11 protein-coding genes are annotated in these 11,773 nt (G+C 41.2%); 4 read left to right on the forward strand and 7 right to left on the reverse strand.

The annotated features are described in order from the left end of the window. Positions 1–58 precede the first annotated feature (58 nt). The gene (locus RMY16_RS12585) at positions 59–2,512 is read right to left on the reverse strand and encodes an ATP-dependent Clp protease ATP-binding subunit (protein ID WP_322736705.1); all 2,454 of its coding nucleotides are present in this window, start codon (positions 2,510–2,512) and stop codon (positions 59–61) included. A gap of 307 nt (positions 2,513–2,819) precedes the next feature. Here RMY16_RS12585 and RMY16_RS12590 point away from each other — a divergent pair, with 307 nt between their 5' ends. Then, positions 2,820–3,116 carry a DUF3288 family protein gene (locus RMY16_RS12590; RefSeq protein ID WP_322666353.1) on the forward strand — a complete coding sequence of 99 codons (297 nt, stop codon included), beginning with the start codon at positions 2,820–2,822 and terminating at the stop codon, positions 3,114–3,116. 39 nt (positions 3,117–3,155) lie between these two features. Beyond that, positions 3,156–3,314, forward strand: a complete 159-nt coding sequence (locus tag RMY16_RS12595; protein WP_322666355.1) for a hypothetical protein — start codon at positions 3,156–3,158, stop codon at positions 3,312–3,314. 96 nt (positions 3,315–3,410) lie between these two features. Here RMY16_RS12595 and RMY16_RS12600 read toward each other — a convergent pair whose 3' ends face one another. Then, on the reverse strand, positions 3,411–3,536 hold the full coding sequence (locus RMY16_RS12600) for a hypothetical protein (protein WP_322736640.1): 126 nt from the start codon (positions 3,534–3,536) through the stop codon (positions 3,411–3,413). Continuing rightward, the gene (locus tag RMY16_RS12605; protein ID WP_322736641.1) at positions 3,517–4,374 is read right to left on the reverse strand and encodes a neutral zinc metallopeptidase; all 858 of its coding nucleotides are present in this window, start codon (positions 4,372–4,374) and stop codon (positions 3,517–3,519) included. The genes RMY16_RS12600 and RMY16_RS12605 overlap by 20 nt, the downstream gene beginning before the upstream one ends. Before the next feature lie 721 nt (positions 4,375–5,095). On the opposite strand from RMY16_RS12605, the gene RMY16_RS12610 reads away from it, so the two are divergent. After that, positions 5,096–6,058 carry a general stress protein gene (locus RMY16_RS12610; protein ID WP_322666361.1) on the forward strand — a complete coding sequence of 321 codons (963 nt, stop codon included), beginning with the start codon at positions 5,096–5,098 and terminating at the stop codon, positions 6,056–6,058. 256 nt (positions 6,059–6,314) lie between these two features. On the opposite strand, the gene RMY16_RS12615 is transcribed toward RMY16_RS12610, so the two are convergent. After that, complete coding sequence (locus RMY16_RS12615; RefSeq protein WP_322736642.1) at positions 6,315–7,829, reverse strand: MlaD family protein; 1,515 nt, start codon at positions 7,827–7,829, stop codon at positions 6,315–6,317. A gap of 94 nt (positions 7,830–7,923) precedes the next feature. Then, positions 7,924–8,706 (reverse strand): ABC transporter ATP-binding protein, encoded by a 783-nt coding sequence (locus RMY16_RS12620; RefSeq protein ID WP_322736643.1) that lies wholly within the window; start codon positions 8,704–8,706, stop codon positions 7,924–7,926. Between the two features lie 651 nt (positions 8,707–9,357). Here RMY16_RS12620 and RMY16_RS12625 point away from each other — a divergent pair. Beyond that, on the forward strand, positions 9,358–10,395 hold the full coding sequence (locus tag RMY16_RS12625) for a low specificity L-threonine aldolase (protein WP_322736644.1): 1,038 nt from the start codon (positions 9,358–9,360) through the stop codon (positions 10,393–10,395). Positions 10,396–10,814: 419 nt separating this feature from the next. On the opposite strand, the gene RMY16_RS12630 is transcribed toward RMY16_RS12625, so the two are convergent. Further along, positions 10,815–11,255, reverse strand: coding sequence for a thermonuclease family protein (locus tag RMY16_RS12630; RefSeq protein ID WP_322736645.1), 441 nt, complete (start codon positions 11,253–11,255; stop codon positions 10,815–10,817). Positions 11,256–11,449: 194 nt separating this feature from the next. Further along, complete coding sequence (locus tag RMY16_RS12635; RefSeq protein ID WP_322736646.1) at positions 11,450–11,749, reverse strand: hypothetical protein; 300 nt, start codon at positions 11,747–11,749, stop codon at positions 11,450–11,452. Between the last annotated feature and the right edge of the window lie 24 nt (positions 11,750–11,773).

The raw sequence follows: 11,773 nt of genomic DNA on the forward strand, positions 1-11,773 counted from the left end.
TACGCAAGAGGCTGGAGTGTTTCTCAAATATTACAGTAAAAAGCGATCGGGTATAAAATTAGCCAACATTTGCCAAGAGCAATTCTCGTTTTTCTGATTTTTGTACTCTCACTTGAGAGTCATCATCAACATCGATAAGGGCTGTGTCTCCATCTGTAATTTCACCAGATAGCATTGCTTCGGCGAGAGAATCTTCTAAGAGGCGCATAATTGCCCGGCGTAATGGCCTAGCGCCGTAGCTGGGGTTATAACCTTCCTGTACCACAAGCTCTTTGAAGCGATCGCTAACTTCTAGGATAATTCCCTTTTCTGTCAAGCGGCTAGCAACATCGCGAAGCATAATTTCGGCGATTTGCTTAACTTCATCCTTGGAAAGCTGGGTGAAGACGATAATCTCATCAAGACGGTTAAGGAACTCAGGACGGAAGTAAGCTTTCAATTCCTCATTTACCAAGGTGCGGATGCGGTTATAACTAGCGTCGGCTTGAGTGTCGAAGTCAAAGCCTAAACCACTACCACCTTTTTCAATCACCTTGGAACCGATGTTAGAAGTCAAAATGATCAGCGTGTTCTTGAAGTCCACTTTCCGACCTTTAGCATCGGTAAGATGACCGTCATCCAAGAGTTGCAGCAGCATATTGAATACATCAGGGTGTGCTTTTTCGATTTCGTCGAATAGCAGCACTGTGTAAGGTTTCCGCCGCACGGCTTCTGTAAGCTGTCCGCCTTCGTCGTATCCTACATAACCAGGAGGCGAACCAATTAGCTTGGCAACGGTGTGACTTTCCATGTATTCGGACATATCTAGCCGAATCATCGAGTCTTCCGCACCGAAGAAGTAGGAAGCTAGTGCTTTCGCCAATTCTGTTTTACCAACGCCAGTCGGGCCAGAGAAGATAAAGCTCGCAATAGGACGATTGGGATTTTTCAAACCGACGCGGGCGCGACGGATACCGCGAGATACAGCCGTAACTGCTTGCTCTTGTCCGATGAGGCGCTGATGCAGAGTATCTTCTAGGTGTAGGAGCAACTCTGACTCAGATTCAGTCAGCTTATTAACTGGTACGCCAGTCCAAGAGGCAACGATTTGAGCAATATCTTCTTCGTCAACTACAGTCGAGTTGACAGGTTGCTCGTTTGATGTAAACGTTGCTTGCAGTTGTTCTGCGAGTTTTAACTCTTGGTCGCGCAGTTGTGTAGCTTTGTCAAAATCTTGGACTCTGACTGCTGCTTCTTTTTCTTTGGTGACGCCAGCGAGTTCACGCTTGAGTTCTTTATTGGGAGAACTTTGGGAGTTCCGCAGACGAACGCGAGAACCAGCTTCATCAATCAAGTCTATTGCCTTATCTGGCAAGAAGCGATCGCTAATATAGCGGTCTGATAATTCTGCGGCTGCGACAAGTGCTGAATCCAAAATTGTGACTTTGTGGTGCTGTTCATAAGCACCGCGCAAGCCGTAGAGAATTTGTACGGTTTCCTCTACCGATGGTTCTCCAACCTGAATCGGTTGGAAACGACGCTCTAGGGCGGCATCGCGCTCAATATGCTTCCGATACTCATCAAGGGTAGTTGCGCCGATGCACTGGAGTTCACCCCGTGCTAAGGCAGGTTTGAGGATGTTGGCTGCATCCAAACCACCTTCTGTACCACCAGCGCCAACCAAGGTGTGAATTTCGTCAATCACCAGGATGATATTGCCCACAGTGCGAACTTCTTCTACAACTTTTTTGATGCGTTCTTCAAAATCGCCACGGAAGCGAGTTCCAGCTACCAATGACCCCATATCGAGGCTGATAACTTGCTTGTCTTGTAAGCTTTCAGGAACATCCTGATTGATAATCCGTTGAGCTAGACCTTCTGCGATCGCAGTTTTGCCAACTCCTGGTTCTCCAATCAAGACTGGGTTATTCTTGGTGCGGCGACCGAGAATTTGGATCGCTCGCTCAATTTCCTTCTGGCGACCAACTACGGGGTCGAGTCTGCCTTCTTGGGCTAATTTGGTCAAATTTCTGCCAAACTCTTCCATTGTTAGCGGTTGGGTGCGCTTTTGATTACCACTACCAGCAAAAGCCGGTGCATTTTCACCCAAACGGCGAACTATGGCACTGCGGACACTCTTGAAGTCAACCCCTAGATTTTGCAGTACTTTGGCGGCGACACCTTCACCAGCCTCGGTTAATCCTAAGAGTAAGTGTTCAGTGTTGATGTAATTCTGTCCCAAACTATGAGCTTCTTTAAACGATTGCTCGAAGAGGCTTTTTACTTTAGGAGTAAAAGGAATTTCTGGTGGTACAAAGCCAGAACCCCTACCAATAATTTTTTCTACCTCGCGACGTGCATCTTTGAGGGTAACGCCTAATTCAGCTAGCACTTTAGCAGCAACCCCAGTTCCTTCTCCCATCAAACCCAGGAGAATTTGTTCTGTTCCTACAAAGTTGTGTCCCAGGCGACGGGCTTCCTCCTGAGCTAACATAATTACTCTAATGGCTTCGGAAGTGAAGTGTTCAAACATAATGGGTTCTTGCTCCCTCGCTGCTTGGACTTTGGGTGAGATAAAATTCACCCTCATCTAAAGTTTTTTGTATTTTCTTAAGAACAATGTAACTTTATTTAAAGTTAAGTGGCAGTGGTGAGAGCCGTAAGACATCAGGTGTACTTGCCGTCTAGTAGGAGTGCTGAGTGGAGTACGGGGAAAGTCAGAAGTTCTAAAGTTGACAGTTAAGCTTTCGGTATTTGACAATTTTCTTTTGTCTGTTCTGTTTTCCACTGTCAGCTAAACTTAAAACTTAGGACTTAGCACTCTCAACTCAGGACTGACAATGACTGAAGCAACGGCCGGTAAAGACCAACAACATCCACTTTATAACCGCGATCGCCCCCTTATTGATATTTTACTCTCTCAAGAGGCAACAGACTATAACTTAGCAGAATTGGCTAGACTGCGAATGCGCTATCAAGGGTTTCCAGGAGCGAGAGACATCCAAAAAGACCTAGATAAAGTCTTGCAACAGTGGGGTTTGACCGAAGCCGAGCTTTTTGAGAAAACTCGTCAAATTCACGATTCGGGTGGAATTTACAAAAGCCGTGGCAAGAAAGATGAACAGGATTGGAATTAGTTATTATTTTCCACTCCTAACTCCTGACTCAGCCTTGGAATGATGTTGGCAAAGCCCGCCGTAGGCATCGCTAATTCTGTGCCTTTGCCTAATTCAGATGTCAGTGTGAATTGTACACCATGTTTTTCTATAATCGACCGGGAAATGGCTAATCATCAGCAAGTATTTTTACTCACTGGTTTTGTGGTAAAGAAATAGCCAAATAGTTTTTGGAATATTAAAATAAACCTTGATTGCGATCGCTACCTCGTTTCCAGAACCAGATGAGTTTAGACAAGTCTTCTTGGAAATAGTCTAAATCGATTGTGGCGATCGCTTCTTCAATTTCTCCTCCTGCGATCGGGAAAGGTTTGCCAATAAAGCTTGATATCTGCCAGAGAATCGTAAAACTTGAAATATGTTAGGAATTCGTGTTGGCAAAAGTATTACATTTCTGAGGATCGCCCGTTTGGATACCTTGTTTAAACCAACGAACCCTTTGAGCGGAACTACCATGTGTAAAAGATTCTGGCACAGCATAGCCTTTAGCTTGTTTTTGCAAGCGGTCATCCCCAATACTGCTAGCTGCGTTCAATGCTTCTTCAATATCACCTGTCTCTAGAATTTGCCGTGAGCGTTGAGCATGATTTGCCCAAACGCCTGCAAAACAATCTGCTTGTAATTCTAATCGCACAGAAAGCTGATTTGCTTGCGTCTGATTCACTTGATTCTGCAAGGTTTGAACTTGCTGCGAAATCCCCAGTAAATTTTGGACATGATGTCCAATTTCATGAGCAATCACGTATGCTTGAGCAAAATCTCCCGGTGCCTGATATCGAGTCTTCAAATCACGGTAAAAACTCAAGTCAATATACACCTTTTGATCGCGCGGACAATAAAACGGCCCAACTGCTGAACGTGCAAATCCACAAGCAGACTCCACTGCTCCTGAGTAAAGAACTAACTTTGGTTCTACATAAGTTTCTCCGTCTTGCCGAAACTGCTCACTCCATGTATCTTCTGTATCAGCCAGTACAACAGATACAAAATCCGCCATTTGATCTTGAGTTTGAGATCCTGTTGTTTGAGGTGACTCAGCTATTGGGCTATCACTTGATGGGGAATCTTGTTGCCAAAGGGCACTAGGATCGCCACCCAATAGTAAAACCAGTAGCGATATGAGTGCTGCTCCTACGCCTCCACCCACGACAGGAGCGGAAATCTTCATCCCACGCCGATCTTCAACATTTGTACTCCGACGACCTATTTGCCAACGCATAATTACTGTTTACCAAACTCATAAAAAAATCCGGCTTGAACTAGGTAGGATGAAATCTACACAAGCCTTTTAGCTATACAAATAAATATTACTTATTCTATGTATCGATCTCTTCTGCCTACGGACAAACTATAAATAAAGGACAATCAGCCTTTAGAAAGGTTTTGTTAAACAGGTTGTTCATCAAATCACACAGAATTCCCAAACTCCTTAATAGAGAAAACCACAGTAAGGACAGAAGCGAAATTTCAAAGACGTAATTTGCACTCCATGACCAAGCTCTGAGGATTTGGGATATCAACACAAGAGAATTTCGTGATGTCTGCGTTGGACATACACATTTAGTTGAGGCTGTCCCGTGTCACTCAATACGGTTCGGTTAAAGGTGAAAGGGGAAAGGGTAAAGGTTTTTAATACATCCTTTCCCCTTTACCCGCAAACCCATTCCCCAGACCACAAGGAAAGTGAAAAATGCTTATCCAAACTGTATTGCCGTGTCACTCACTAATAATAATTCCGCATCAGTTAGGGATCTTTCCGACTTAGTGAATTCACTTTTTGACTTGCACCGTTGAGGGTGTTATTGCCTACCTCATGAGCGAAGAATGTATTTTATTACTAAGGATAGTTTTGAGTTGAACCAACTCGTATTTAATATAACAAGTACTGAAGGATCAACTTTGTCAGTGATTAATCTTTCCCCTGCGACCAAGGAGTAATAATGGTTTTAATTCAATATCAACGTGCTGTAGGCGTATTTACTCATCGAAGAGATGCAGAGCAGGCAATACATGAGTTGAGAGATTCTGGCTTGGCGATGGAGAAAGTATCTATACTTGTGCAAAATTCAGATCGCAATCATGAGATTGCCGATAATAAAGTTAAAGAGGACACTGGTGATAAAGCTGACGAAGGTGCAACAGTAGGAGGGCTTTCAGGGGGCGCTGTTGGTGGGTTAACTGGTTTATTAGTGGGTCTTGGAACTTTAGCAATCCCTGGAGTTGGCCCAATAATGCTGGCTGGGGCAGCGGCAACTGCTTTGGTTACAACCCTTGTTGGCGCAAGTATTGGTGCTGCCACTGGGACTTTTGCTGGTGCATTAGTTGGTTGGGGAATGTCGTCAGAGCAAGCTAGAGCATATAACGAGCGAGTAGAGGAGGGACACTATTTAATAATCGTGGATTGTACATCTTTTGAAATTGCTAAAGTACAAGAAATACTACAGCGTTGGGGTATTGAAGAATTTGGTATTTACGAGCATCTCAACAGTGAATATGAAACTACAAATTCTCCGACCACAACGACTTCTAATACTGCCATTCCTAATAAAAGTGGGATGATGTCTAAGTATAGTGTTAGTTGCTTTAATAGCATCGCTAATGCTGAAGCGGCAATTAAGGATATGTGTGTCGCAGGTTTTTCAGTAAATCAGATTTCCTTAATTTGCAAAGACTTTTCTCAATTCCTTGGGTCCACAGGCATTAATTTAAGTGAACGCTTTGACGCTATGAGGTTAGGAATAGCAGATGAGTGGGCACGCTTTTACAATGAGCAAATAGAGCAAGGAAATTACATACTTATCGTTAGTGGCACAGATGGTGAGCAAGATATAGCTAGGTCTATTCTGTGTAACTATGGGGTTCAAGAGTCTCAAATTTATGACCCAATGTTAATTCGTTCTTAAAAGCGGGTGCTGTCATGAATGGGAGCAAACTTATTATTTGAGTTTTGGAAGATACAGCAGAATTCAGGAGTAAAAAACGCTTTATATCTGGTTAACAGACTTACCTTGTGTAGCTCACTTTCCTTGCAATCTGCTGTATCAAAAAGCAATGGGTTTTGCAGCCTGAAAACTTTACTATGTAGAGAATCGACACCTTTCAAGGTTATAGCAAGTGGTGTCGATGAGCTTCAATATATTCACCTGACAGCAAAATATCTTACTTAAAATTCTCAACAGTTTTGCTTTGCTCAGGGTCAGCAGTGAGCGAAGTTGAAGGGTCAACCTGTATTGCCTCTTTCTCCGTCTCCAGTTCCTCCCGTTGCTTGCCATACTCCCGCAGCTGCTTCAAAAGGTTTTCTTGGGATGAGTTCGGGATAGACGGACTAGGACTTGGTTGAAGGTCGGTATCGGTACTTGCAAAATTAGCCGCTGAAGGATTATTTTCGTAGACTGGTAGCGACTTGTCATTAAACATAGCCTCTTGGGTTGGTGCTGAGGTAGGAATTAGATTCTTTGGTTTGCTGACAGCAGCTTTTACCGAATCTAGAGTAGTAGCAACCTGCACTTGTTGCTGCATCTGTTGTGTAGAAGATACTAAACCACTTAAACCATTCACCAATTGCCGCAAATTTTTACGGAAATTAGGATCGCCTGTCAATTCATCTAAATCAGATGTAATTTTTTGGGTATTTTCAAAGGTTACTCGTGCTGAATCTAAAGTTTGTTGCAGCAACACCGCATTCTTTGGATCGTTTAAGGTTTTAGAAGCATCACGTAAATTAGCTGAGGCTTGAGCTGCATTTGCTGAAAGCGTTTCTAAATTGTTGAGTAATTCTCCTTGAGTCAATCGATTGACAGATGGTGATAAGCTACTGACTGTAACACGCAATTGGTTGCTGGTTTCGGTGATATTGTTCAACGCACCAACCAGTGTCGAACGATTTGTTGTCAACAAATTATCCAGGTTGTTCAGCAATCGATTTGCTTGAGTTGCAGTTGCACCGAATTTATTTACTGTTTGATTTGCAGATGCATTAAGTTGGTTTGTCGCCCGTTGCACTGAATTAGCCGTAGCGGAAAATGTATTAAGTTGTAGTTGTAAGCTTTTGGTCAAACCTTGTAAATCTTGACTTAGCTCACTAAAACTGGATGCTGCGCCTGTGGTAGTTTCTAGAACTCTATTGACATTTCTATAAAATTTTGGGTCATTGTATACAGCGGCTAGCTCAGTTGAACTGCGAATTAGTGCATCAACACTGATGCCAACCTGACCTTTTAACCGAGAGCCATTACAGACGATGAGGCTGGGATCACAACTTTTATCTAAAGGTTTAGCAATCACAACCCCAGCAGGCAAGCTTGCTTTTGGTGTGATGTCGATAATACTTTCGCTAATTAATCCGCTTTGATTAGCTTCCACTACGACATTACGGGGGATAATCAGGCCAGTTTGGGCAATTTCAATTTCTACATCAATGGCATTTGGCCCTGGTCGAACCTGGGAAATAGTTCCTACCTTAACGCCACGATAGCGAACTGCTGCTCCCTTTTGCATTCCGCCAGCGTTGGCAAATTCTACAATAATTTTGTATGAACGGCCAGCAGCAGTGAATCTATTTAACCACAGAAAGAGTAATCCAAATACCCCTAGTCCTAGCAGGAGTAATAACCCCACAGAACCTTCTCTAAATGTTCGCCCAGACGCGAAGCGACTTGTCATAAGACCTCGCATTTTTTTGCCTCCACCAACAACCAATAACCAATTAGGAGTTAAAAGTTAGGAGTTAGTAGTTAAATTTAACTTTTTACTCCTGGCTTTTAAGTTTCTAGCCGGCGACTTTAATCGGGCCTTGAACACTTCCACTGATAAATTGTCTGATCAAGGGATCTTCTGTGTTGTATATTTCACTAACTGTACCTTGCCACTGCACTTTACCTTCATAGAGAAATATAAGTCTATCAGATGTACGGCGGATAGTGCTGTCTTGGTGGGTAACAACAGCATAAGTACTACAAACTCCATGTAAACATTGCAAGTGGCGGATTAAATCTTCGATGACTGTCGAGGCAATGGGATCGAGTCCAGCTGTTGGTTCGTCGTATAATAGAACTTCTGGCCCTTCATTGGGATTATCGGGGTTAGACATAATCGCACGGGCAAAACTTACCCGTTTGCGCATTCCCCCGGAAAGTTCGGCTGGGTAGAGGTCGGCTATTTCTGGCAAACCTACCATCTCCAATTTTTCGTTTACCAAATCTCGGATGCGCGATCGCCGCAGCCTTGAATTTTGATAAAGTAGAAATCCCACATTTTCCTCCACTGTCAGCGAATCAAATAGGGCCGCCTGCTGAAACACCATACCAATGCCAACCTGCTGGCCGCCATCCTCAATCAAACCCTCTCGCCGCACTCCTTGCACATAAATTTCTCCTTCATCAGGACTAAGTAACCCCGCTATTACTCGTAAGATAGTTGATTTCCCTGTCCCTGATGGCCCAATAATACCCAGTGCTTCTCCCCGGTAAATGGTCAAGTCTACATTATCTAGAACTTTATGGCTACCAAAGGACTTAGAAACACCTTTCAGTTCAATCAATGGTTCAGTCATTAGTTATTAGTCACTTGTACTGAGCACAGCCGAAGTATTGGTCATCGATCGTTGGTCATTAGTTAGTAGAAAATAAACAAATGACTACTGAGAACTAACAAAGGACAAATATGCCCAATAGTGATTTGATGGTGATTGGTAGGACATTGTATAGTGTATTATAAGTAGATAATGAGCATTCTGATTAGCAAACTTTATTTTTTTAGCATAATATTTAGTTACTGGCGATGTTTATCGTCTCAAAATACCCTCAATCCAAGGCTGAGGAGAAGACCGTAGTAATTAAACATCTCAGTGATGTGAAAATAACATTTCAGTTTTCTGTAGACATCAGCAAAGTTATTTATATATTATTAATATCCTACTTAACTTTATAACGATTCAGGTTGATACAAAATAGAAAAATCAAATTTAAGTTGTGAAAACCAAAAAGTTTAGACTTGCTATTTTTATATAAGTCACAAACCTGGTTTTTCATTAATTATGAATTATGGTTATAAAAAATTAGCTTCCTGCTATTCAAAGTTGTTGTAATTAGCAGAATTATTAAATAATTGGAAAAATTAATAGCATTACTCGCCAATGGATTTGGCAAAGTCAAAAATTATTTATTAAAATTATAATAATTAGTTACAAATCAAAATAAAAATTATGAGTAGCCAATTAGAACAGTTTGCAAGTGATAATTACTCTGGTATTTGTCCTGAAGCACTGGAATATATGATTAGGGCAAATCAAGGTAGTGTTCCAGCTTATGGAAATGATGAATGGACTCAAAAAGCAACAGATTATTTTCGGGAACTCTTTGAAATTGATTGTGAAGTATTTTTTACCTTTAACGGCACAGCCGCCAATTCTTTATCTTTAGCTGCTCTTTGCCAGTCATATCACAGCGTCATTTGCCATGAGACATCTCACATAGAAACAGATGAATGTGGCGCACCTGAATTTGCATCTAATGGCTCTAAATTGTTACTTGCTCAAGGTAAAAATGGCAAATTAACATCAGATTCTATAGAGTCAATTGTCACCAAACGTACTGACATTCATTATCCCAAACCGAAAGTTATTAGCATTACACAATCAACTGAATTAGGAACTTTATATTCTATTGAAGAACTTTTAAGTATTAGAGAAGTTGCAAACAAATATAACTTAAAACTTCACATGGATGGCGCTCGTTTTGCAAATGCAGTTGCCGCTATGAATAAAAGCCCTGCTGAAATTACTTGGAAAACTGGAGTGGATGTATTGTGTTTTTGTGGTACCAAGAATGGAATGGCATTAGGTGAAGCCATTCTTTTCTTCAATAAAGCCCTAGCAGAAGATTTTGATTATCGATGCAAGCAAGCAGGCCAGCTAGCTTCAAAAATGCGGTTTATTTCGGCTCCTTGGTTGGGTTTATTGGAAACTGGTGCTTGGCTAAAAAATGCTAGACATGCTAATCAATGTGCTGAATACTTAGAAAATCAACTATTAAACATAGAAGGTGTTAACTTGATGTTTCCTAGACAAGCTAACGCTGTATTTGTAAAATTACCTGAAGAAGTCATTCACAGTTTAAAAGCCAAAAACTGGCAGTTTTATACATTTATTGGTGTGGGGGGAGTACGTTTTATGTGTTCTTGGAACACTACTCAATTAAGGATTGATGAGTTGATTGATGATATTAAAAACGCAACAAAGTAAGCGATTTGATTACTTGAATCTATCCCACTAATACCAGAAATGTGATAATCTGCTTTTCAAATCAAAAAGGTATAATCACGGTATGGCTGGGCGGTTTGTTCGCGTAGCGTTCCGAAGGAAAGGATTAACAGACTAAGACTGGAGGCTGTTTGAAGATATATTTTCAAAAGAACCAGAAAAGCTATGGTCATAAGGGCAAAGGAATTTTAATACATACCCTAACTGACGGCAATGGAATGCCTTTAGCTAATAGTACAACAATCCTAAAATTAAATACGCTTGGGTTAAGGGTTATTGGTATAGATTATTGGTTTTTAAAGACGCGATAAATCGCGTCTCTACACTAGGGTTTTGTTGCTCATTTTAAACTGTATTGTCCTAAAATTGCTCCAGGTTATTATAACTGATAATGTCAGCGTTTACTTGGTATGTAACTCCAACTGCAATTTTGATTGTTGCCACAAACCCAAATGCTTATTTTTAGCATTAGCTTCTGCAATTAAAAATTGGGTTTTGCTCTCATAGCAATTTTGTAAAGATTCTTGGTCAACGACGGCATTACCTGACTCTACCAGAAGAAAATTTACTGACCGATTATCTACAAACACTTCACCCGCTGGGCGACCACTTTTAAGTTGTTCTGTGCTTCTAATCACGATAGGAGTTTGAGGTGGTAATAGCTGTTTTAGCTTTTGTATTGCTGCTAAACCATAACGCTTGTCAGTTGCCTCTGGTGCATTAATACACGCTAACTTGACTATAGTTGTTTGTCCTGCATTATCTTTTACCAAAATTGTGTTCCCATCTGTAACACCAACTACTGTACCTAGCACCAACATTAGTTGCAGTAATTCCATCATTTTATATCTGAGGGGGCGACATGAAAGCTAAAACGTAGACAGAATAAGCTTTATAGCCCTCAAACCTCGTAACTAATGCTCAATCTTATTGCGATTTAATTTCATTAATTTTTGAACAATACACTAACAATTATCCATGAAACTTACGCAGGGTTGACTATATAAACCGACATAAAAACTGTTATGTCTCCTGGTCAATCGTCCATATTCTTTGACTCTAGCAATATATTTTTGTACACCAATACACTTAATTTTTTGCCCTTGAAAGGTTGACATACTATAAGCATGCTTTCAAATAATATTGGTACAGGTAAAGCATTCGCCATTTTTTCTAGACTGACTTCTTTAATATCTTGTAGGACATTAATCAGCAGGTTTAAAAACAACAATTCGGACTCCGAGAGTTGATTTTCTAAGTTAGTTTGATACAATGGAGGTAACATTTTCAATAGATAGGTTTTCTTGACAATGAGTGATCTATCTTTTTTTACCATAATTCAGTCAAACCCTTGCATCAG

Source organism: Nostoc sp. DedQUE12b (assembly GCF_034530835.1).
Taxonomy (GTDB): domain Bacteria; phylum Cyanobacteriota; class Cyanobacteriia; order Cyanobacteriales; family Nostocaceae; genus Nostoc.